This window comes from Pseudonocardia sp. GCM10023141 (genome assembly GCF_042653605.1).
On record NZ_JBHSIR010000080.1, the window covers coordinates 1 to 20,772 of the forward strand.

22 protein-coding genes, 3 tRNA genes and 2 pseudogenes are annotated in these 20,772 nt (G+C 72.3%); 18 read left to right on the forward strand and 9 right to left on the reverse strand.

Features of this window, described 5'->3' with window-relative positions; genetic code table 11:
* Positions 1-334 (reverse strand): annotated as a pseudogene (locus ACFPFQ_RS43455) (hypothetical protein); the annotation flags it as partial.
* On the reverse strand, positions 312-512 hold the full coding sequence (locus tag ACFPFQ_RS43460) for a MerR family DNA-binding transcriptional regulator (protein ID WP_379629134.1): 201 nt from the start codon (positions 510-512) through the stop codon (positions 312-314). The gene ACFPFQ_RS43460 and the pseudogene ACFPFQ_RS43455, both read right to left, overlap by 23 nt.
* A 150-nt stretch (positions 513-662) precedes the next feature.
* On the opposite strand from ACFPFQ_RS43460, the pseudogene ACFPFQ_RS43465 reads away from it, so the two are divergent.
* A pseudogene (locus ACFPFQ_RS43465) lies at positions 663-1,057 on the forward strand (DUF6194 family protein).
* A gap of 16 nt (positions 1,058-1,073) precedes the next feature.
* Here the strand turns inward: ACFPFQ_RS43465 and ACFPFQ_RS43470 are convergent.
* Entirely contained in the window at positions 1,074-2,954 is a 1,881-nt protein-coding gene (locus tag ACFPFQ_RS43470; protein ID WP_379629135.1) for a propionyl-CoA synthetase, read from the reverse strand.
* A 249-nt stretch (positions 2,955-3,203) separates the two neighbouring features.
* On the opposite strand from ACFPFQ_RS43470, the gene ACFPFQ_RS43475 reads away from it, so the two are divergent.
* The 4 genes from ACFPFQ_RS43475 (at position 3,204) to ACFPFQ_RS43490 (ending at position 7,789) form a co-directional block, all read left to right on the forward strand.
* The gene (locus tag ACFPFQ_RS43475) at positions 3,204-4,589 is read left to right on the forward strand and encodes a GDSL-type esterase/lipase family protein (protein ID WP_379629136.1); all 1,386 of its coding nucleotides are present in this window, start codon (positions 3,204-3,206) and stop codon (positions 4,587-4,589) included.
* A gap of 73 nt (positions 4,590-4,662) precedes the next feature.
* Positions 4,663-5,289: a TetR/AcrR family transcriptional regulator gene (locus ACFPFQ_RS43480; RefSeq protein ID WP_379629137.1), complete on the forward strand. Its 627-nt coding sequence runs from the start codon at positions 4,663-4,665 to the stop codon at positions 5,287-5,289.
* Positions 5,286-6,179: an ATP-binding cassette domain-containing protein gene (locus tag ACFPFQ_RS43485; protein ID WP_379629138.1), complete on the forward strand. Its 894-nt coding sequence runs from the start codon at positions 5,286-5,288 to the stop codon at positions 6,177-6,179. Before ACFPFQ_RS43480 ends, ACFPFQ_RS43485 begins: the two co-directional genes overlap by 4 nt.
* A complete protein-coding gene (locus tag ACFPFQ_RS43490) occupies positions 6,176-7,789 on the forward strand; it encodes an ABC transporter permease (protein ID WP_379629139.1) in 1,614 nt (537 codons plus the stop codon). Before ACFPFQ_RS43485 ends, ACFPFQ_RS43490 begins: the two co-directional genes overlap by 4 nt.
* 6 nt (positions 7,790-7,795) lie before the next feature.
* Here ACFPFQ_RS43490 and ACFPFQ_RS43495 read toward each other — a convergent pair whose 3' ends face one another.
* The gene (locus tag ACFPFQ_RS43495) at positions 7,796-8,182 is read right to left on the reverse strand and encodes a hypothetical protein (RefSeq protein WP_379629140.1); all 387 of its coding nucleotides are present in this window, start codon (positions 8,180-8,182) and stop codon (positions 7,796-7,798) included.
* Positions 8,183-8,192: 10 nt separating this feature from the next.
* On the reverse strand, positions 8,193-8,417 hold the full coding sequence (locus ACFPFQ_RS43500; RefSeq protein WP_379629141.1) for a heavy-metal-associated domain-containing protein: 225 nt from the start codon (positions 8,415-8,417) through the stop codon (positions 8,193-8,195).
* 326 nt (positions 8,418-8,743) lie between these two features.
* On the opposite strand from ACFPFQ_RS43500, the gene ACFPFQ_RS43505 reads away from it, so the two are divergent.
* The 6 genes from ACFPFQ_RS43505 to mftR all read left to right on the forward strand — a co-directional run bounded on the left by ACFPFQ_RS43505 (position 8,744) and on the right by mftR (position 11,903).
* Positions 8,744-8,977: a hypothetical protein gene (locus ACFPFQ_RS43505; RefSeq protein ID WP_379629142.1), complete on the forward strand. Its 234-nt coding sequence runs from the start codon at positions 8,744-8,746 to the stop codon at positions 8,975-8,977.
* Positions 8,978-9,092: 115 nt separating this feature from the next.
* Positions 9,093-9,165, forward strand: a tRNA-Glu gene (locus ACFPFQ_RS43510).
* A 21-nt stretch (positions 9,166-9,186) separates the two neighbouring features.
* Positions 9,187-9,260, forward strand: a tRNA-Asp gene (locus tag ACFPFQ_RS43515).
* A gap of 32 nt (positions 9,261-9,292) precedes the next feature.
* Positions 9,293-9,369 (forward strand) — tRNA-Phe (locus ACFPFQ_RS43520).
* A 605-nt stretch (positions 9,370-9,974) separates the two neighbouring features.
* Complete coding sequence (locus ACFPFQ_RS43525) at positions 9,975-11,198, forward strand: GGDEF domain-containing protein (protein WP_379629143.1); 1,224 nt, start codon at positions 9,975-9,977, stop codon at positions 11,196-11,198.
* An 87-nt stretch (positions 11,199-11,285) separates the two neighbouring features.
* On the forward strand, positions 11,286-11,903 hold the full coding sequence (gene mftR, locus ACFPFQ_RS43530) for a mycofactocin system transcriptional regulator (RefSeq protein WP_379629144.1): 618 nt from the start codon (positions 11,286-11,288) through the stop codon (positions 11,901-11,903).
* 78 nt (positions 11,904-11,981) lie between these two features.
* Here mftR and ACFPFQ_RS43535 read toward each other — a convergent pair whose 3' ends face one another.
* Positions 11,982-12,818, reverse strand: a complete 837-nt coding sequence (locus ACFPFQ_RS43535) for a hypothetical protein (RefSeq protein WP_379629145.1) — start codon at positions 12,816-12,818, stop codon at positions 11,982-11,984.
* A gap of 861 nt (positions 12,819-13,679) precedes the next feature.
* Here ACFPFQ_RS43535 and ACFPFQ_RS43540 point away from each other — a divergent pair.
* Positions 13,680-13,883, forward strand: coding sequence for a cold-shock protein (locus tag ACFPFQ_RS43540; RefSeq protein WP_296373934.1), 204 nt, complete (start codon positions 13,680-13,682; stop codon positions 13,881-13,883).
* 151 nt (positions 13,884-14,034) lie between these two features.
* On the opposite strand, the gene ACFPFQ_RS43545 is transcribed toward ACFPFQ_RS43540, so the two are convergent.
* Complete coding sequence (locus tag ACFPFQ_RS43545) at positions 14,035-14,955, reverse strand: NAD-dependent epimerase/dehydratase family protein (RefSeq protein ID WP_379629146.1); 921 nt, start codon at positions 14,953-14,955, stop codon at positions 14,035-14,037.
* Positions 14,956-15,337: 382 nt separating this feature from the next.
* On the opposite strand from ACFPFQ_RS43545, the gene ACFPFQ_RS43550 reads away from it, so the two are divergent.
* Positions 15,338-15,853: a hypothetical protein gene (locus tag ACFPFQ_RS43550; protein ID WP_379629147.1), complete on the forward strand. Its 516-nt coding sequence runs from the start codon at positions 15,338-15,340 to the stop codon at positions 15,851-15,853.
* Positions 15,854-16,301: 448 nt separating this feature from the next.
* The gene (locus ACFPFQ_RS43555) at positions 16,302-17,516 is read left to right on the forward strand and encodes a DUF445 domain-containing protein (RefSeq protein WP_379629290.1); all 1,215 of its coding nucleotides are present in this window, start codon (positions 16,302-16,304) and stop codon (positions 17,514-17,516) included.
* A gap of 61 nt (positions 17,517-17,577) precedes the next feature.
* Here the strand turns inward: ACFPFQ_RS43555 and crcB (ACFPFQ_RS43560) are convergent, their stop codons facing one another.
* Complete coding sequence (gene crcB / locus ACFPFQ_RS43560; RefSeq protein WP_379629148.1) at positions 17,578-17,940, reverse strand: fluoride efflux transporter CrcB; 363 nt, start codon at positions 17,938-17,940, stop codon at positions 17,578-17,580.
* Positions 17,937-18,344, reverse strand: coding sequence for a fluoride efflux transporter CrcB (crcB, locus tag ACFPFQ_RS43565; protein WP_379629149.1), 408 nt, complete (start codon positions 18,342-18,344; stop codon positions 17,937-17,939). The genes crcB (ACFPFQ_RS43560) and crcB (ACFPFQ_RS43565) overlap by 4 nt, the downstream gene beginning before the upstream one ends.
* Before the next feature lie 113 nt (positions 18,345-18,457).
* Here crcB (ACFPFQ_RS43565) and ACFPFQ_RS43570 point away from each other — a divergent pair, with 113 nt between their 5' ends.
* The 4 genes from ACFPFQ_RS43570 (at position 18,458) to ACFPFQ_RS43585 (ending at position 20,723) form a co-directional block, all read left to right on the forward strand.
* Entirely contained in the window at positions 18,458-18,946 is a 489-nt protein-coding gene (locus tag ACFPFQ_RS43570; protein WP_379629150.1) for a helix-turn-helix domain-containing protein, read from the forward strand.
* 5 nt (positions 18,947-18,951) lie between these two features.
* Positions 18,952-19,722, forward strand: a complete 771-nt coding sequence (locus tag ACFPFQ_RS43575; protein WP_379629151.1) for a hypothetical protein — start codon at positions 18,952-18,954, stop codon at positions 19,720-19,722.
* A gap of 138 nt (positions 19,723-19,860) precedes the next feature.
* Positions 19,861-20,163, forward strand: coding sequence for a DUF2516 family protein (locus ACFPFQ_RS43580; protein ID WP_379629291.1), 303 nt, complete (start codon positions 19,861-19,863; stop codon positions 20,161-20,163).
* Positions 20,160-20,723, forward strand: coding sequence for a YbaK/EbsC family protein (locus ACFPFQ_RS43585; protein ID WP_379629152.1), 564 nt, complete (start codon positions 20,160-20,162; stop codon positions 20,721-20,723). The genes ACFPFQ_RS43580 and ACFPFQ_RS43585 overlap by 4 nt, the downstream gene beginning before the upstream one ends.
* The last annotated feature ends 49 nt before the right edge of the window (positions 20,724-20,772 follow it).

A 20,772-nucleotide genomic window follows, 5' to 3' on the forward strand; every position in this document is an offset into this window, starting at 1 on the left:
CCTGATCAACCCCGAGGGGTGGAGACATTAACTTGGCCACCAGCGGGGACCACAACTTGGCCGTTGACAGCAGACCCTCCAACCGGCTCAGGCTCAGGCTCTGGCGCTGCAACGCCTCGTCGCGCCGGGCCAGTTCGGCCTGGGCCCGCGCCGGATCGCCCGTCCTGCGCAACGTGTCGACGACGGCCGTGCCGACCGGCGCCGGGTCGGTGGCCGCGGTGGCGAACGCCGCGTTGACGCGCGCGACGTGGGCGCGCTCGGCGGCGAGCTCGGCGTGACCGGCGTCGATCGCCGCGAGCGCCGCCCCGACGTCACCGCGATGGATGGCGCCCAAGGCTTCGCGCGCGCGTCGCGAGCAACGCGTCGGCGTGGCGGTCGGGGAAGGTGCGGTAGCCGTTGGCGCTGCGCCCGGCAGGCGGCAGGACGCCCATGTCGAGGTAGTTGCGCACCTGCTGCGGGGAGACCCCGCCGAGCCGGGCCAGCTCGACCAGCCGCCACCGCCCGTCGGACACATCTCGATCCCCGGACTTGAGGGTTCAGTGGGAGAACAGCATGGAGGACCCGACCAAACCATCAAGTGGCAAATTCAACGGTATTCGTCAAGGCATGGATCTCGGATCGATCGCACGGCTCATCACGGAAACGTTCGACGGGTGTTTGTGATGCAGGCCGCCGGGGACACCTTCTTCATCTACGACCCGGCGGGAGACCTCCCGGACAACCGGAAGATGCCCTTCGCCACGCTCGTCACGGGCGACCGCTACGACACCGTCTCCCGCCTCGACCGCGACGAGGAGACGTTCCGGTCAACATCGGCCTGCCGAAGGCCGGCTACGCCGCGCTGCTCGGCCCGGGGGCCGGTCGCCCCGAGCCGCCGACCGTCGATGACTCCACCGACGTCGTCATGCCGCATCCGGTCCACGCCGGGCAGCACTGGGTCTGCGTGATCAACCCCGGGCCTGCGACGGACGCCGCACTGCCCGGGCTGCTCGAGCAGGCCCACGACTTCGCCGTGCGCAAGCACGAGCGCCACGAGGCGCGGCAGGGCTCCCGGTAGGCCCGCAACGGTGGGCTCACCCCCGCCGCAGCACCGGCCGCAGCGCGTCCAGCACCGTGGCGTCGTCGATCGTGGACGGCACCGGCTCGTCGACGCCGTCGGCGATGCCCCGCATGGTCTTGCGGAGGATCTTCCCCGAGCGGGTCTTGGGCAGCGCGGCCACCACGGCCACGTCCTTGAGGCTCGCCACGGCGCCGATCTGGTCGCGCACCAGCTGCACCAGCTCGCCGCGCAACTCGTCCTCGTCGCGCTCGACACCCGCCTTGAGCACCACGAGGCCGCGGGGTACCTGGCCCTTCATCGCGTCGGCCACGCCGATCACCGCGCACTCCGCGACGTCGGGGTGCGACGCGAGCACCTCCTCCATGCCGCCGGTGGACAGGCGGTGCCCGGCCACGTTGATGACGTCGTCGGTGCGGCCCATGACGTAGACGTAGCCGTCCTCATCGAGGTGCCCACCGTCGCCGGTGAGGTAGTAGCCGTCGTACGCGGACATGTAGGACGCGACGAACCGCTCGTCGTCGTTCCACAGCGTCGGCAACGAGCCGGGGGGCATCGGCAGCTTGACGACGATCGCCCCGTCGGTGCCCGCCTCGACGGGCTTGCCCGCGCCGTCGAGCACCTGCACGTCCCAGCCCGGCAGCGGCCGCGTCGGCGAACCGGGCTTGATCGGCAGGAGCTCGATCCCGGCCGGGTTGGCGACGATCGGCCAGCCGGTCTCGGTCTGCCACCAGTGGTCGATCACGGGGATGTCGAGCTGCTCGGACGCCCACCGGTAGGTCTCGGGGTCGAGGCGCTCACCGGCGAGGAACAGGTACTCGAGCTTGGAGAGGTCGTAGTCGGTGATGAACCGGCCGTCCGGATCCTCCTTCTTGATCGCCCGGAACGCCGTGGGCGCGGTGAACATGCTCTTCACGCCGTACTCGGCGATCACCCGCCAGAACTGCCCGGCGTCCGGGGTCCCGACCGGCTTGCCCTCGTAGAGGACGGTGGTGGCGCCGGCCAGCAGCGGCGCGTAGACGATGTAGGAGTGGCCGACGACCCACCCGACGTCGGACGCCGTGAAGATCGTCTCGCCGGGTCCGACGTCGTAGACGTTGGGCATCGACCAGTTCAGCGCCACCGCGTAGCCGCCGCCGTCGCGCACCACGCCCTTGGGCTTCCCGGTGGTGCCCGAGGTGTAGAGGATGTACAGCGGGTCGGTGGCCCGCACCGGGACGCAGCCGGCCGGGGTGGCTCCGGCCACCGCCTCGGCCCAGTCCACATCGGAGGCGCCCATGGTCGCGGTGGCCTGCGGCCGCTGCAGGATCACCGACGCCACCGGCTTGTGCTCGGCGAGCTGGATCGCCTTGTCCAGCAGGGGCTTGTACTCGATCACCCGCTTGCCCTCGATGCCGCAGGACGCCGACACGATCACCTTCGGCCCGGCGTCGTCGATGCGGACCGCCAGCTCCTTGGGTGCGAAGCCGCCGAACACCACCGAGTGCACGGCGCCGATGCGCGCGCACGCGAGCATGGCGATCGCGGCCTCCGGCACCATCGGCAGGTAGATCACCACCCGGTCGCCGCGCTCGACGCCGAGCCCGGCGAGCACGCCGGCGAACGCCGCGACCTCGTCGCGCAGCCGGGTGTAGTTGTAGGTGGCCTTCGTGCCGGTGACCGGGGAGTCGTAGATCAGCGCTGCCTGATCACCGCGGCCAGCGTCGACGTGCCGGTCGAGCGCGTTGTGGCAGACGTTGAGCTCGCCATCGGGGAACCATCGGTAGAACGGCGGGCGCGACGCGTCGAGTGCGGTGGTCGGCGGCACCGTCCAGTCGATCGACTCCGCCGCCTGCAGCCAGAACGCCTCCGGATCGTCTGTGCTCGCCCGGAAGATGTCCTCGTACGAGCCCACCATGGCCTCCTCGCCTCACGACCAGCCGTCCGCAGCTCAACCTAAGCCGTTCGCCATCCGTCGCCCAACCCTGCGCCGCCCACCTGGTCAGGGGGACCTGACCGAGTGGTCGCGGAGCGTCAGAACACACGCAACGTAGCGTAATCACCCGATCGGCCGCTTTCTGAAACGGCTCGCCGCTCGTTCGACGATCTGTAACCGAGCGCCTACCGGCTGTTCTCCTGGCGCCCCGGTCGAACGAGGGGGAATGCGGTGAGCACGGTACTGCTGGCGGAACCGGAGCGGCCCGATGTGCTCGAGCGGTCGCCGGCGTCGACGGTCGGTCGGGCGCGGCGGGGGCGCCTGCGGGCCGGGCTCGCGGTCGGCGTGGCGCTGGTCGGGGTGCTGGCCGTGGCGGCCGGGGTCGATGACTCCCAGCAGTCGGCGGCCCGCCCTGCCGCGGTCGTGGTTCCCAGCGGATGCTCGGCGCCGCGCTGGGTCTCGGCATGGCAGGCGGCCACGCAGCCCGCGCCGGGTGACCCGGCGCTCGCCGGCGCCACGTTGCGCATGATCGTGCACCCGCAGGTCACCGGCGCGCAGGTGCGCATCCGGCTCTCCAACGCCTACGGCACCGCGCCGCTGGCCGTGGGCACGGCGTCGGCCGGTCGCTCGGACGGTGCCGCCGGCCTCCTGCCGGGATCGATGCGGCCCGTGACGTTCGCCGGCTCGCCGGAGGTGGTCATTCCGGCGGGCGGGTCGGTCGTCAGCGATCCCGCCCCGCTCGTCGCCGAGGTGGGCCGCCCGATCGCCGTCAGCTTCTACCTTCCGGCTGCTCCGGCAGTGGTCACCCAGCACGCGATCGCGCTGCAGACCTCCTACCTGGCCCGGAGCGCCGACGCCGCGCTGGCCACGGCCGGCACGGCGTTCGACCGACCGGTCGGCTCCTGGCTCGTGCTCGACGGCCTGGACGTGCTGGCCCCGCGGCCGGAGAACGCGGTGGTGGCGGTGGGCGACTCGATCACCGACGGCTTCGGGACCGCGCTGGACGCCAACGCGCGCTGGTCCGACGCGCTCGCCGCCCGGCTGGCCGCGGCGGGCGGTGCGTCCGACATGGCAGTGCTCAACGCCGGGATCTCCCGCAACCGGCTGCTCGCGGACGACCCCGCAGGCGATGGTGACGCGCCGCTGACCCGCTTCGACCGGGACGTGGCAGCCGCGCCCGGCGTCACCGACGTCGTGCTGCACATCGGCACAAACGACATCGCCGCAGGCCGCCCCGCGGGCGAGATCATCGCGGGGCTGGAGCGCTACACCGAGCGGGCTCGCGCCGCCGGCAAGCGGGTCTTCCTCACCACGATCACGCCGTCGGTGGCAGGGCCGCACGGCACCCCCGCCGCGCTGTCGACCCGGGCGGCCGTCAACGCCTGGGTGCTGGGAGAGGGGCGCGAGCACGCCGACGGGGTCTTCGACTTCGCCGCCGCGGTCGCCGATCCGGCGCAGCCTGCGCGCCTGGCTCCCGCGTTCGACTCCGGTGACGGGCTGCACCTGTCCGCGGCCGGCTACCAGGCGCTGGCCCGTGCGGTCGACGTCGCCCGCCTCTCGGGCAGCCCGTGCCTCGCCGACACCTCGCCGGCGCGGATCGTCCTGTCCGGAAGCTGAGCCGGCTGCCACGATCGCGGGAAAGGATGCTGTACGTCTGTATGGGAGACTGTACAGGTGTATTGTCCACCGTGTGGACGTACAGCAGGATGACCTGACGGCGCGTGCGCGGATCCGGGACGCGGCCATGGCCGAGTTCGCCGAGCGCGGCCTGGCAGGCACCACGATCCGCGCCGTCGCCGAGCGCGCCGGTGTCTCACCCGCGCTCGTGCAGCACCACTTCGGCACCAAGCAGCGGCTGCGCGAGGCCTGCGACGCGCATGTCGTCGACTACCTGCGGCGCGAGGCCGCCACCGGGATCGACGACGGCCTGATCGACGATCCCGGCTACATCGCGAGCATCTTCCGCTCCGCCCCACCGCTGCTGCGCTACCTGGCCCGCGCGCTCGTCGACGGCTCCCCGGCGGCCGCCGGGATCTTCGACGACATGGTCGCGTTGACCGAGAGCTACCTCGCCGACGTGCCCGGCGCTGCCGACGCCCGCACCCGCGCGGTGGTCTTCACCGCCATGCGCCTCGGCCTGACCGTGATGCACGACCACGTGTCGCGTGGCCTGGGCGTCGACCTGTTCAGCCGCGAGGGCTCCACCCGCGTGGCCAACGCGACGCTCGACGTCGTCGCACCCGAGATCATCCCCGACGGCATGGCCGATCGGGTCCGCACCGGACTGGACCGCTTCGGAAGGGAAGAGCAGCCATGACCGCCATCGCCACGAGGGGGCTGGTGAAGACGTTCGGGTCCACCAGGGCACTGGACGGGTTGGACCTGGAGGTCCGCGAGGGGGAGGTGCACGGCTTCCTCGGGCCGAACGGGGCGGGCAAGACCACCACCATCCGCATCCTGCTCGGACTGCTGCGCCCCACCGCGGGTGAGGTGACGCTGCTCGGTGGGGACCCGTGGGCCGACGCCACCGAGCTGCACCGCAGGCTCGCCTACGTGCCCGGCGACGTCACGCTGTGGCCGACGCTCACCGGTGGCGAGGTGATCGACCTGCTCGGACGGCTGCGGGGCAACCTCGACAAGGGGCGCCGCGACGAGCTGCTGGAGCGCTTCGAGCTGGACCCGACCCGGCGCTGCCGCACCTACTCGAAGGGCAACCGGCAGAAGGTCGCGCTCGTCGCGGCGCTGGCGTCCGACGCCGAGCTGCTGATCCTCGACGAGCCGACGTCCGGGCTGGACCCGCTGATGGAGGCGGTCTTCGGCGCGGCCGTGGCGCAGGAGCGCGACCGCGGCCGCACCGTACTGCTGTCGAGCCACATCCTCTCCGAGGTCGAGACGCTGTGCCAGCGCGTCAGCATCATCCGGGCGGGGCGCACCGTCGAGTCCGCCACGCTCGAGGAGCTGCAGCGGTCCCGGCGCACGGAGGTCACGGCCGAGCTCACCGGGCCACCGGTCGGCCTCGACGGGCTGGCCGGCGTGCGCGACCTCGAGGTGGCGGGCAACCGCGTCACCTGCCGCGTCGACGCCGAGCACCTCGACGCGCTGCTGCGCGCGCTCACGGCCGTCGGTGTGCGCAGCCTGGTGAGCAGGCCGCCGTCGCTGGAGGAGCTGTTCCTGGCCCATTACAGCGCCGCGGGGACCCAGCGATGACCGCCGTCCAGGAACGCCCCGGCGTGGTGCCCGCTGCGTTGCCGAGGGGACCGCTGACGGGCGCGGGCGTGCTCGTCCGGCTGATCCTGCGGCGGGACCGGATCGCGATCACGGCCTGGGTGGTGATCATGGCGGTGCTCCCGGTGCTGCTGGCGATCGCGACGGAGAAGGGCTATCCGGCCGAGGCCGACCGGCTCGCCTTCGCCGCCGCCTCCGCGGCCAACCCGGCCGAGCTGGCACTGCGCGGGCCGGTGTTCGCCCCGTCCGTCGGCGCGTTGGCGGCGTGGACGTTCGGCTCGTCCGGCGTGCTGGTCGGCGGCATCGTGAGCGTGCTGCTGCTGATCCGCCACACCCGGGGCGACGAGCAGGCGGGCCGTCGCGAGCTGGTCGGCGCCGGTGTCGTCGGCCGGCACGCCCCGCTGGCCGCCGCGCTCGCCGTCGTGGTGGCAGGCAACGTCGTGATCGCCGTGCTGGCGGCGCTCGGGCTGCTGGCCCACGGGCTGCCGGTCGCGGGATCGATCGCGCTGGGGTCGGCGATCGGGGCCGGGGCGATCGTGTTCACCGCGGTCGCCGCGGTGGCCGCCCAGCTCGTCGAGGGCACGGGCGGCGCCCGCGGTGTCGCGTTCGTCGTGTTCGGCGTGGCGTTCCTCCTCGCCGCGATCGGCGACGGCACCGGTTCGGGCCTGGTCTGGGCGTCCCCGTTCGGCTGGGTGCGCCACATCCAGGCCTTCGCGGCTGAACGGTGGTGGGTGCTGGGCCCACTGCTCGGCACGGCTGCGGTGCTGGCCGCGCTGGCATTCGCACTCTCCGCCCGCCGAGACGTCGGAGGTGGCCTGTTCGCGGCGCGCCCGGGGCCCGCGCACGCAGGCGCGGCACTGCGCAGCCCGCTCGCGCTCGCCTGGCGGCTGCACCGCGCCTCCGTCCTCTCGTGGGCGGCGGGGCTCACGATGCTGGGCCTGATGCTGGGCTTCGCCATGGGCTCGCTGGGCAACCAGCTCGACACCCCTGCGTTCCGGGCGCTGGCCGTGACGCTCGGCGGTGGCGACGTGGCCGCGGTGTTCTTCCGCTTCGTCCTCTACGTGCTGGCGCAGGTGGTGGCCGCCGCCACGATCGCCGCGGCGCTGCGGATGCGGTCGCAGGAGACCGGCGGGCTGGCCGACGCGGTGCTCGTGCTCCCGGTGGGGCGCGTGCGCTGGGCGCTGGGCCACCTCGTGATCACGGCAGGCGGTGCCGCGCTCACGCTGCTCGGGCTCGGCCTCGGAGCGGGCATCGGCTACGGCGCCCCGTTCGCCGTGCTCGGCTCGACCGTCGCCTACCTGCCGGCCTGCCTCGTCTTCGCGGGACTCGCGGTGGTGCTGGTCGGCTGGGCGCCGCGGGTGGCGGTGCCGGTGACGTGGGTGCTGCTCGCGCTCGCACTGATCGTCGACCTGCTCGGCGAGTTCAAGCTCGTGGGTGCCGCGGTGCTGCAGGTGTCGCCGTTCGTGCGGACGTTGCAGTCACTCGGTTCGGGCGCCGTCGGTCCGGCACTGGTGCTGCTCACCGTGGTGGCCGTGGTCCTCGGGGCCGTCGGGCTGGCCGGGCTGCGCCGCCGCGACGTGGACGCCGCGTAGGGAAGGTCAGCGGCGGCCGAGTCGCTCGCGCAGGCTGCGGCGCTTCGGCTCGTCGGCCTCGATGAGCGGCAGCGGGCCGGTGGGGGTGTCCTCCCGGTCCAACCGGTCGATCACCCAGTCGACGGCCAGCGCGCCGGGGGAGACGCCGCGCTCCTGGGCGATCCGTCGCAGCTGCTCGATCCGCAGCGCCGGCAGGCGCAGCTGGAAGACCTGCGCGCTGCCGAACCGGCCGGTGAGCTCGGTGGCGTCGGCATGCGCGTCCGGGGCGAGCGAGGCGAGGTAGGAGCTGAGGTCGCCGTCGCTCACGAGTTCCGGGTCGGCCACGAGGTTGCCCAGCTCGACGGGCGCCGGCGCGGTGGCGCGGTGGCGTGAGCGGCCGCGGGGTTGTGACATGGCCTCGACCCTACGACCGGGCGAGCGCGAACCCGGCTTCGGTGATGGCAGCGGCGATCTCCTCGCGCCCGACGGCGCGATCGGACAGCAGCGTGACGGCGCCGGTCGGGAGGTCCACAGCGACCGAGCTGACCCCGTCGATCCCGGCGAGCTCCTCGGTGACCGACATGACGCAGTGCTGGCAGGTCATCCCGCTGACGGTGACCTCGGTGCGGAACGGTGCCTCGACGGACATGAGAGAACTCCTCCACGGTGCGAGACGCACATCGTGGCAGGGCGCGGACCACCCCCGGCGACCGCCCCGAATCGGGTGAGAGTGCGGATGCACGTGCAGTTCCGCTGCGTCACACATCCCCCCCGGGCGGCCCCCGGAAGAGGGGTGCGTCGGCCGGGCCCGATAGGTAACGTGCCGGTCACGGCCACGGGGGTGGCTGCAGTCGTGCCGAGCCGGGCGTGGGGTTCCCGGCCCTGGTGAGCGGCCGGTTGTCGCCGGGCGGTGGGACCTGCGGAACGCCCCCGTCCAGGCCGTGACGGAGTGACGACCGGACGGGGAGGACGTCGATGAGTATCGGAAGCGCACGGCGCGAAATCGGGGACGAACGGGTCATGGGGTCGGGGTCGATCCCCACCCAGCGGACGGCGGCTGACGCCTACCGCGTCTCGGACGACCAGCTCAATCGCGCCAGGATGGTGGTGGCGAGGAACTCGGCGGATTCCGACGATCTGCGCCAGTTGCTCGACATGCTCGGCCTGATCTCGGCCAATCCGGATCTGCCGCCGCCAGTAACGCGCTGACCTGGCCCGATGCCCGATCGGACCCCCGGGTGTGGGGCCCGATCGGGGTCTGTCCTATGCTTAGCGAGCTCCCAACGGGCAGTCGTTGCAGGCGAGGATGGCTTCGGCGGTCCAAGTCCCCATCGTCTAGTGGCCTAGGACTCCGCCCTTTCAAGGCGGCAACGCGGGTTCGAATCCCGTTGGGGGTACGCTTCACCAGCAGCAAGCAAGGCCCAGTGGCGCAGTTGGTTAGCGCGTCGCCCTGTCACGGCGAAGGTCGCGGGTTCGAGTCCCGTCTGGGTCGCTCCACCAGGTGTCCGGTGTGACAACCGGCCCGGCCAGGTAGCTCAGTTGGTACGAGCGACCGCCTGAAAAGCGGTAGGTCGGCGGTTCGACCCCGCCCCTGGCCACCACCTTCAGGATTGCAAACAGCCCCGGCGGATTCCGCTCGGGGCTGTTGGCTTTCTCGGGCACGGTGCCGATGCGGGTGTGATGTGCGTCATGCCGCGCCCACTCGGTCACGCAGCGTAGGCGCTCGCCTGCGGTCCGCGCCCGCAGGGTGACGGCCGCCGGCGGCGGCGAACAGCGGCGCACCGCCCGTTCGGCGCACCGTCCGTTCGGCGCAGCCCCGGCCGCCGGGTGTCGGACGTCGGGCCGCCGCGGTCGCCGTGGCCGTTCCGACGGTTCGGACTTCATCGAACATGACCCGAATCACACGCTGCCCAGCCCCTCTGTGCCCGAACTTGCGGTTGGCTGACCGGTCGGGTTGCTTCCGGCAACGTCCACCGCGCGGGGGACGTCGCTGCCGCTGCCCGATCGATCCATGCAGCTCGCCGCTCGCCGAGTCCACGGGTGCGCCTGGACGCTGACGTACGGTTGCCGTCCGGCTACCATCCGCCCGGATGGGGGACAGGCGATCGAGATGTCAGCCCGGTTGAAAGGTTTCAGGGGGATGCAACTGTCGCGGCAGCGTCCGATCGGATTAACCCGATGGTCGCTATGGTCGTTGCCGGGGCGAGTGCTGACCGTGATCCTCCTCGTCGAGGTGACGGCCGTCGTTACCCTCCTCGCCACCGCGTCCTCCAGCTTCGGGTACCCGCTCTCGGAGATCGGCTCCCGAATGGCGGTGCTCGTCATCGCGGCCGTCCTCAGCACCGAGGCCTCGCTCGGCGTGGAGCGCGTCCGGCACCGCTCCGACGAGGCGCCCCACATCGACCTCAGCTCGGTCTGGGCCTTCGCCGCTGCCGCCCTGCTGCCCCCGCTGGCGGCATCCGGCGTCGTGCTGCTGGTCTACACCCACATCTACGTCCGGATCTGGTACCGCTCCGAAGTACCGCTGCACCGCGTGGTGTTCAGCACCGCCACGGTGGTGCTGGCCGTACAGGCGGCCGCCGCCGTGATGGGCGTCGTGAGCGACCTGAACCCGTTCCAGGAGGTCACCGGCCTGTTCTCGGTGGTGCTGGCGGTGTTCGCCTACGCAGCGGTCAACATGGTGCTCGTCGTCGCCGTGATCGTGCTGAGTGGACCGGTGCGGAACCTCGCGACGTTCCTGCAGGTCCTCGGCCACGGTGACGAGGCCGTGCTCGAGTTCGCCACCCTGTCCATGGGCGCGCTCGTCGCGGGCGCCATGGCGTCGTTCGGGATCGCCTACGCCATCCTCGTGCTGCCTCCGCTGATCGTGCTGCATCGCAGTGTGCTGGTGCGGCAGTTGGAGGAGGCCGCGAGCATCGACGGCAAGACGGGGCTGCTCAACGCGGCCGCGTGGCACGTGCAGGCCTCCCGCGAGCTGCGCCGGGCCGAACGCGCCCGCGACCGGGCCGCGGTGCTGGTGCTCGACCTCGACCACTTCAAGCTCGTCAACGACCGCTACGGGCACCTCGTCGGCGACGTCGTGCTCGCGGCGGTGGCTGCCGCGGTGCGGTCGGAGGTGCGCGACGAGGACGTCGTCGGGCGGTTCGGTGGTGAGGAGTTCGTCGTGCTGCTGCGCGGGATCGACGGCGACTGCCGGCTCGGCACGCATGCCGCCGCCGAGCGGATCCGGCGCCGGGTCGCCGCACTGCGCGTCGAGGTCATCGGTCCGAACGGGCCGATCGTGATCGACGACCTGACGGTCTCCATCGGCGGTGCCGTGTTCCCGCCGGACGGGCTCGACATCGCCCCGCTCCTCGAGATCGCGGACGCGGCGATGTACGACGCCAAGAACAGGGGCCGCAACCGGGTCCGGATGGGCCTTCCCGCCTGAACGGCGGGCCGTCACCGGCCGCGAGTTCCTGCCGGCCCGGGGTGCGTGGCACGATCGATGTCCACGGTGTGCCGCGAGGAAGGGCCGATGTCCGCTACCCCGATCGACACCGGCCCGCGCCGGGCCGGGCGGCGACCCGTAACCTCCCGCTCCGAGATCGAGCACATCGCGCTGGAGCTGTTCACCGACCGCGGCTTCGACACCACCACGGTCGACGACATCGCGGCCGCTGCCGGGATCGGCAGGCGCACGGTCTTCCGCTACTACGCGTCCAAGAACGACATCCCGTGGGGCGCGTTCGACGAGCAGCTCGACCGGATGCGGGCCACCTTCGCCGCCCTGCCGCCCGACGTGCCGGTGCTGACCGGGATCCGGATGGCGGTGCTGGACTTCAACGAGGTCGCCCCCGCCGAACAGCCGTGGCACCGGCGCCGGCTGCGACTGATCCTGGGCACGCCCGCCCTCCAGGCGCACTCCACACTCCGTTACGCAGAGTGGCGGCAGGTGGTCGCCGACTATGCGGCGTCACGACTTGGCCTGACGCCCGATCAGCTGATGCCCCAGACCATCGGGCACGCGAGCCTCGGAGTGGCGCTCGCCGCCTACGAACGATGGCTCAGCGCCGACGACGCGGATCTCCGGGATCTTCTCGACAGCGTTTTCCGATCCCTGGAACACGGCCTGGCTGTCGAGTCAATGCCCTGACCGTCGCCCTTTCGGCGGCAATCCGAAATGGTCGGCGGGTATTCCCGCCGACCATTTCAGGTCAAGCTGTTGCTCCGCTCAGTGTGCTGTCGCAGTGTTTCCGGTCGGATTTGCCGGAGCACTTCCCGGCAGTGCCGGTGCGGCCGGAGCGGCCGGAGCGGCCGGGGCGGGCGGCAGTTCCGGAGCAGCGGGGAGTGCCGGGGCGGCCGGGAGGGCCGGAGCCGGCACCGCGCCCGGGTCGGGCAGTGCGGCACCTACGCCGGGCACGTCCGGCGCCGGCAGCGCCGGCAGGTCGGCGGGCACCGGCGGCACGGCGACCGGCAGGCAGGTCGCCGGGACGGCCGGGTCCGGAAGGGCCGGGGTGGCCGGAACGGCCGGGACGTCAGGCGTCGCCGGAACCGCGGGATCCGTCGGAACGGCCGGGGCGGCAGGTGCTGCCGGTGCTGCCGGTGCTGCCGGGGCCGCCGGTGCGGCCGGTGCTGCCGGTGCTGCCGGTGCTGCCGGGTCGGCAGGCGCCGCGGGATCCGGTACGGCCGGTGTGGTCGGGCACACCGCGGGTGCAGCGGGCACCGCCGCACCCGGGTCCGGCAGGGCGGCACCGGGGTCGGGCAGAGCGGGAAGCGCTGGTAGCGAGGCTCCCGGAGCGGGAACCGCGGGAAGTGCGGGATCCGGCACCGCCGGTGTCGGCACCGGGAGCGGCGGCACCGGAAGCTGCTCGGGTGTCGACAGGTTGGCGGTCGGGAGGGCGGGCAGCGCGGGCGCCGGGAGCGCGGGCACCGGCAGGTCGGCGGGTACCGGGAGGGCGGGTACCGGGAGCGCCGGTACCGGCAACGCGGCGGGGATCGGCAGGGCCGGCAGCGGGACGGGCAGTGCTGCGCCCACCCCCGGCACCAGCCCGCCGAGCAGGCCCGTCACGGCCGCGAGCAAGCCGCTGATGAGGCCACTGAGCGGAGAGTCCGGAGCAGCGGGGTCGGCGGCGGCCGGAGCGGTGATCGTCGGAGTGTCAGCCGCGGGAACTGCGGCATTTGCCGTTGCGCCACCGGCGACGGTGATCAATGCCCCCGCCGATATCGTGGCAATCGAGAGAGTCAGTTTGCGACTCCGCATCGGAGCCTCCCCGGACTAGGACGGATGGATCGGTTGTCGGGGGAATCATGGGCTCGGCGCAATGGCCCGCCAAGTGGTGCGGACTCCGCCGCGGCCGTTCCTGCTGATTGCGGCCGCAACTGTGGGTCACCGAAAGGTTGGCCAGACCCGATTCGGGGGTCACTCGAACCGGGTCTCGACCCCGCGCGTCACCCAGGCGCGCCGAGCAATCCCGGCCGGGGCATACGGCGTTCGCCGATCTCGTCACCCGTCGGCTTAGGAGTTGCGCACCAGTACCCGTCCGGGGTGTGTCGTCACCTACGGTCCCCACTGTGGGCCGAGAATGTGACACATCGTCACTGCGGTGCCGGTGGCGCGGATCGTCGATGCCCTGCTCGTGACGTCGCCCGCCGTCGTGCCGATGCGGTCCCGGACCGGACGAACGGCGCGCCGCGATCCGGACGTCCGGCCCCCCGCCGCTCGTCGCGTCGGCGATGCCCCTCGCCGACGGTGCGTGATAGGTTCTCCGCGGTTGCAGTCGTGTCTTCCTCGATCGTTGTGAAGCGTCCGTGGAGAGTGACGGTGGGCTTCACTGGCGTTCGAAGAGTTCCTCTGCGCGCGTCCGTGATCCCGTGCAGCCCCTGGTCGGCACAGTGCCGGTCAGGCCCGCTTCACGTATGGAGAACAGGTATGCCGCAGGGCACCGTCAAGTGGTTCAACGCCGAAAAGGGTTTCGGCTTCATCGCCACCGACGACAACGGTCCGGACGTCTTCGTCCACTACTCCGCCATCCAGTCGGACGGCTTCCGGAGTCTCGACGAGAACCAGCGCGTCGAGTTCGAGTCGAGCCAGGGTGCGAAGGGTCCGCAGGCCGACACGGTCCGCCCCATCTGAGCCTCTCACCAGTTGAGAACCGCTGCCGGCGATCCCCTCGGGGTCGCCGGCAGCGGCATGTCCGGGGCCTTCCGGTGGCACTGGGCGCGCTCGGCTCCGGCTCTCGGCGTGGCATGCCACGCCGACCGTCCGTCGCAGGCCCCGACGGTGGTCACGGGGCGCCCCGGTCCGTGACCCACCGCGCCGTCTGCGCCAGCCCGGCGTCGACCCCCGTCGGTGTGAAGCCCAGCGCGCGGGCGCCGGCGTCGTCGATGCGGACGGGCGGCAGTTTGCCGTAGACCTCCGAACGCCGGGCGTACGTGTCGGCGTCGGGTCCCAGCGCGCTGCCAGGCGCGCGCAGCGCCACCCGCGACCCGCCGACGAGATCGGCGAAGGTGTGCAGCATCCGCCCGAACGTCGCGACCTCCCCGCAGAGCACGTAGCGCTCCCCGGGCACCCCGTGCTCGAGCGCGAGCACGTGACCGTCAGCCGCGTCGGCGGCGAGCACCCAGCCGACGGGGGCATCCACGACCTGCGTCACGGCGCCCCGCGCCGCGGCGAGGAACAGGGAGTTGTAGCTGCTCGGCCCCATCGGGCTCGGCCCGTAGATGCTGACCGGGTTGACGATGGTGGCGCCGAGGCCGTCGGCGGCGGCGTCGAGCACGAGCCGCTCGGCCTCCGCCTTGCTGGCCGAGTAGGGATCGGTGAGCGCGGGCGTGCCGGTGGGGTGCTCGGTGACCAGGCCGGTGAAGTCGATCACTGCGGCGCTGCTGCTGGTGAAGACGAAGCGCGACACCTCCGCGGCCACGGCGGCGGCGAGCACCGAACGGGTGCCCTCCACGTTGATCGCCCGGGTCTCGGCGGGATTGCTCCCGACGGAGCCGGCCACATGCAGCACCCCGGTGCAGCCGCGCGCGGCCCGGTGCAGCCCGTCGCGGTCGGCGAGGTCGGCGACCGCGACGTCGACACCCGCGGGCAGCGTCTCGCCACGGGACGCGCTGCGCACCACGGCGCGCACCTCGCGCCCGTCGGCGAGGAGCCGTTCCAGCAGCGCGCGGCCGAGGTAACCGGTGGCCCCGGTGAGCAACAACATGGTCATCCTCTCGGCACGGCGGCGGCGTCCGCTCGATCCTGCCGCTGGCTGCCCCCCGACGTCAGCAAGGTGGCCGTCCTGACATGGGCGCGAGCCGGGAACGCGCGGCCGACACCGGTGGGGTGAACGTGTTGCCGCTGGCCGACGATCGACCCGCGACGACCGGTGCCGGGCGGCGGCGCCGCCGGAGGTTGCCACCGTTCGCATGCCGTCCGGCCACCGTTCGGCCCCGGTGGGCGGGAAGCCGTTCGCCCGCTGATCCGCTTGTCTCGGGGTCCGGCGCGGTCGTCGCGTATCGCTTCCAGGGCCGTTCCCCGAGCGCCATGCTTAGTGTTGAGAGTCACAGATGTGCACGTGATGAACGAAGCAAGGGAGATCGACGATGTCGGGCTGGGACAGCTACCGCGCGGTGTACGGCGCGGAGCTGCGCGCGGCGGCGCGAGAGTTCAGCGACCATGGGTGGATGGTGATCGTGCCGGATGCCACCACGCTGAAGCTGGTCACCGGAACGGCGCTCGACATCCTCGAGGTACCGGCGGCCGTCGGCCGGCTGATGTGCGCGCAGGTGCGCGACACCGGCGCGGTCGTGCCGATCGGCGCCACGCCGACCGGCACCTGGTGGTTCCCCGTCAGCGCCGGAGCGATGCTGCCGGTCGAGCTGCGCAACGCCGACGGGATCGTCCTGCACGCCGGGGGTGCCACGGTGTTGGCGCCTCCGTCGGCAGTACCGGACGGGTGGGTGCACTGGCGCGTCGCACCCGCACTCTGCGGGTACCAGGTACCCGCCGCGGAAGGACTCCTGCACGCCGCCGTCGATGCTGTTCGGTGGCGGGCCGACCACGAGACGCACCCGGGTGCCCAGCGGCCCGCCGGTGTGGGGGCGTGGTCGAGAGTCTGAGAACCGCAGGCCGGCACCCGGCCACACCCCTGATGCTGCGGATCCTCGGTCTGCGCCAGGGAGTCGGGAGTGCCGGCGGTGCGGCGCCCGAGGGGCACATCTCCTCGCAGCGCAGCCGCACCTCAACGTGGCCGGGGTCGATTGGAACACCATCGGCCCCGGCCAGCTCCATGTCCGGGCCGCTCCGCCCCTGGTCGGGCCGCGGTCGCGGGAGACCTGCCGTGACGCCGCCCGCGACGCCGCTACGACGTCACGATGACGTCTCGATGGCACGGGTTGGGACACAACGCGAGCCGTCGGCCCTCCGGACGGGCACTATGGACCCGTGCAGACACCGCAGCCCTCCCCCGCGGAGGCCCCCGCGTCGCCCAGGCAGAAGCCTGTCGTCGAGGTCGGCCTCGGGTTCGGGCACGTCGATTCCAGCACCCGGGCCGCCGATCTGCGGCGGATGAAGCGCTTCGCCACCGGGCTGCTGCTGGTCGCCACCGTGGTGTTCCTGCTGGCGAGGTGGTGGGAGGTCGGCGACGGCCCGGCCTGGATCGGCTACGTCCGCGCGATGGCCGAGGCCGGCATGGTGGGCGCGCTCGCCGACTGGTTCGCCGTCACCGCCCTGTTCCGCAGGCCGCTCGGGCTGCCGATCCCGCACACGGCGATCATCCCCACGAAGAAGGACATGATCGGCGACAGCCTCGGCGACTTCGTCGGTGAGAACTTCCTCTCCGAGGCCGTCGTGCGCGACAAGCTCGCGCGGGTCGAGGTCTCCTCGAGGGTGGGGTCCTGGATCTCCCAGGAGTCCAACGCCGATCGCATCACCGCGGAGCTGGCCAACGCCGCCCGCGGGGTCGTCACCGTCCTGCGTGACGAGGACGTGCAGGACGTCATCGAGCAGGTGCTGGTCCGCAAGCTGATGGAGCGCCCGATCGGGCCGCCGCTGGGCACCGTGCTGGAGGGCGTGCTGGCCGACGGCGCCCACCACCACCTCGTCGACCTCGTCTGCGACCGCGGCTACGACTGGGTCACGGCCAACCACGACATGGTGTTGCGCATCGTGCACGACCGGGCGCCGACGTGGTCGCCGCGCTTCGTCGACGACATGATCGCCGACAAGGTGTTCCTCGAGGTCCAGAACTTCGCCTGGGCGGTCAAGACCGATCCGGAACACCCGCTGCGCAAGGCCGTCGACACGTTCCTCGTCGAGTTCGCAGCCGATCTGCAGAACGACGCCGACACCATCGAGCGGGCCGAGCGGATCAAGAACCAGGTCGTGGCGCACCCCTCGGTGCAGAAGTTCATCGGCCAGGCCTGGGGCACGGTCAAGGGCCTCATCCTCGACGCCGCGGCCGATCCGTCGAGCGCGCTGCGCACGCGGGTGCGCGACGGGCTGGTGACCTTCGGGAACAGGCTGGCCACCGACGAGGAGCTGCGCGGCAAGCTCGACGGCTGGCTCGCCGACGCCGCGGGCTACGTCGTGCGCCACTACCGCGGCGAGATCACCACATTGATCACCGACACGGTGTCGCGGTGGGACGCGGAGGAGACCTCCCGCAAGATCGAGCTGCAGGTGGGCCGCGATCTGCAGTTCATCCGCATCAACGGCACGGTGGTCGGCGCGCTGGCCGGTCTGGTGATCTTCACGGTCGGGCAGCTGCTGTTCGGTGGCTGACCCGATCGGGAATTCCCTCGAGGTCTGTCGGTCCTCGCCCCTACGGTCGACGCCATGAGGGTCAGCTCCCGACCGCCGCCCCGACCGCCAGGCCCAGCCCGGCCGCGATCAGGCCGGCCAGCACCGAGCCGATGGCGTTGAGCGCCGCCGCCCCGCGCCGCCCGGCCATGGCGAGTGCCACCGTCTCGTAGCCGAACGTCGAGTACGTGGTGAGCGCCCCGCAGAAGCCCGTGCCCACCAGTGCCACGAGCACCGGTGGCGTGGCGGCGCCCAGCACCACGCCCAGCACGAACGAGCCCACCATGTTGACGGTGAAGGTGCCCCATGGGAGTCCGGTGTGGTGCCGCGCCTGCACCCACCTGTCGGACAGGTAGCGCAGCGGCGCCCCCACGGCGGCGCCGATGACCACCATCAGCGGTGTCATCGGGCGCCGCCGAGCACGGTGCGGGCGATCAGGATCCCGAGCCAGGCCGCCAGCAGGGCGGCCACGAGCGTTCCCGCCACGTAGGCCGCTGCGGTGCCGGCGGCTCCCGCGCGCACGAGCTCGTGCGCGTCCACGGCGTAGGTGGAGAACGTGGTGAACCCGCCGAGCACGCCGGTGCCGAGCAGCGGCCGCCACAGCGGGTGGGTGCGGGGGCGTTCGGTCACGGTGGCCACCAGCGCGCCCAGCAGCACGCAGCCCACGATGTTGATCAGGAAGGTGCCCAGCGGGAAGCCGCCGGGGGAGTGCGGAACGGCCAACCCGACGGCCCAGCGGGCGGTTGCACCCGCCGCGCCACCGATGCTGACGGCGGCCACGACATGGCCGGTGGGAGGCGGCTGCGGCATGCGGAATTCCTACCATGATCTGTGGCGCAGGCCACCCCACCAGCGCAAGCACACCGCTTGCAATAGCTAGCACCCCCGCGTAACGTCGTCGTGGACAGGAACGGGAGGCGACGATGACCAGCTCGAAGGAATCGCAGTCGAAGACCGAACGGTCGGCGGAGCGAGTGGGCAACGCGGTCGAGCACGTGGGCCAGGTTGTCGAGCAGGCCGGTCTCGTCGTCGGGCAGGCCGTTGACGACATCGGCAGCTACATCCGCAGCCAGCGGGAAGGTGCGCAGGTCTCCCTGCGCCAGCTGGCTCGCACCGCCGGTGTCAGCAACCCCTATCTCAGTCAGATCGAGCGCGGACTGCGCAAGCCGTCCGCCGAGATCCTCCAGCAGATCGCACGAGGCCTGCGGATCTCCGCAGAGGCCCTGTACGTCAAGGCGGGGATCCTCGAAGAGAGGCCGGAGGGCGCCGTCACCGACGCCGTGCTCTCCGACGTGACGCTGACGGAGCGCCAGAAGCAGGTGCTCCTCGACGTCTACCAGTCCTTCCGGCGGGAGAACGACCAGCAGGTCGTCCCCGGCGCATCCACGCACGTACCCGAAGAAGAGGAGTGATCACCATGGCCGTGTCGCTGCCGACCGCCGCTGACGTTCGCAAGGTTCGTGAGCAGGCTGCCAAGACCGCCACCGAGCGGGCCGAGATCGTCCGCACCCCGCTGTTCGCCGTTCTCGGCGCCGGTGACGTCGCCGTCACCACCGTGACGAAGGCCGTCGCCGACGCCCGGACCCGTGCCGCCGCACAGCGTGAGGACGCCCAGAAGCGCGTCGCCGACGTGCAGGCCCGCGTCTCCGAGGTGCAGGCCAAGCTCCCGCAGCGCCTCAGCTCCGACGAGGTCCGCAAGGCCGTCGCCGAGCTGCGCACGCAGGCCGAGAAGGCCTACGCCGACTTCGCCGCCCGTGGCGAGCAGGCCTGGGGCAAGATCCGCACCCAGCCGCAGGTCAAGCAGGCGATCGAGACCATCGAGTCCTACACCGAGAAGTTCGACGCCCGCGTCGACGACCTGGTGGACGACGCGCACGACGCAGCCGAGAAGGCACTGGGAGCCGTCACCCGCCAGACCCGCTCCACCGGCGAGAAGGTGGCCCGCAACACCCAGAAGTTCGCCGCCACGGCCGCCGAGACCGTCACCGGCGTTTCCCGGGACGCGTCCAAGGCCGTCGCCGACGCCGGTGCCGAGGTTGCCGCCGACATCACCGAGGCCGGTGCCGAGGTGGCTCACGAGACCCGCAGCACCACCCGCCGGGCCGCCGCCAAGACCGCCCCGAAGGCGGCCGTTCGCAAGCCGGCCGCGCGTCGTACCAGCACCAACGGGACCAAGACCTCCAGCTGACCACCAGCTGACCTTCTCCCCAGCACCACAGTGCCCCCGAGGACTCCCGTGCCTCGGGGGCACTGCCCTGTCCGGAGCCGGAACGGGGGACGGGGTGTGCACGGGGCTCCTGGCACGTAGTCTGACGCGGTGAGCGTGCTGTACAACCTCGACAACTGGGTCCTCCTGGGGATCTGGTTGCTCGCGATTCCCGTGGGTGGCTACGCCTTCATCCACGCTCTGATGCAGCGCGCCGACGCGTTCACCGCGGCCGACAAGCTGACCAAGCCCGCCTGGCTGGGCATCACCGGGGCGAGCCTGCTCGTGCTGGTCGTCTTCCAGGACGGCCCGGGCGGCAGCGGCACGCTGTTCTGGCTGGCCGCGCTCGTCGCGGTGCTCGTGTACATCGTCGACGTGAAGCCTGCGATCGTCGGCGTCCAGGGCGGCGGCCAGCGCTGGTGACGCACTGGCCCGTACTCGGCACCCTCGTCGCGGTGCCCGCGCTCGACCGGCCCGACCTGCTCGGTGAGCCCGTCGCCGCCGCGCTCAAGCTGCTCGACCCGTCCGATGCCGCGCTCGTTGGCGTCGCGGAGATCGATCCCGGTCTCGCCGACACCGCGGAGTTCTGTGCCGCGTACGGCTCGCCGCTCGACGGTTCCGCCAACTGCGTGGTCGTCGCCGGGCGTCGCGGGGAGGACACGCGCTACGCGGCCTGCCTGGTGCTCGCCAGCACCCGCGCCGACGTCAACGGTCTCGTCCGCAAGCGGCTCAACGCCCGCAAGGCCTCGTTCGCGCCGATGGACGACGCGGTCGAGCTCACCGGCATGGAGTACGGCGGCATCACGCCCGTCGGGCTGCCGGAGGGCTGGCCGGTGCTCGTCGACGCCGCCGTGGCGGCCGCGCCCGCCGTCGTGATCGGCAGCGGCGTGCGCCACTCGAAACTGGCGCTGCCCGGTCAACTCGCCGCTCGGCTGGTGGGCGCCGAGGTCATCGAGGGGCTGGGGCGTCCGGCACCGATGTAGCTCGACGCGCCGACACCGAGGGCCGGACACCGATGGAAGGTGTTCGGGC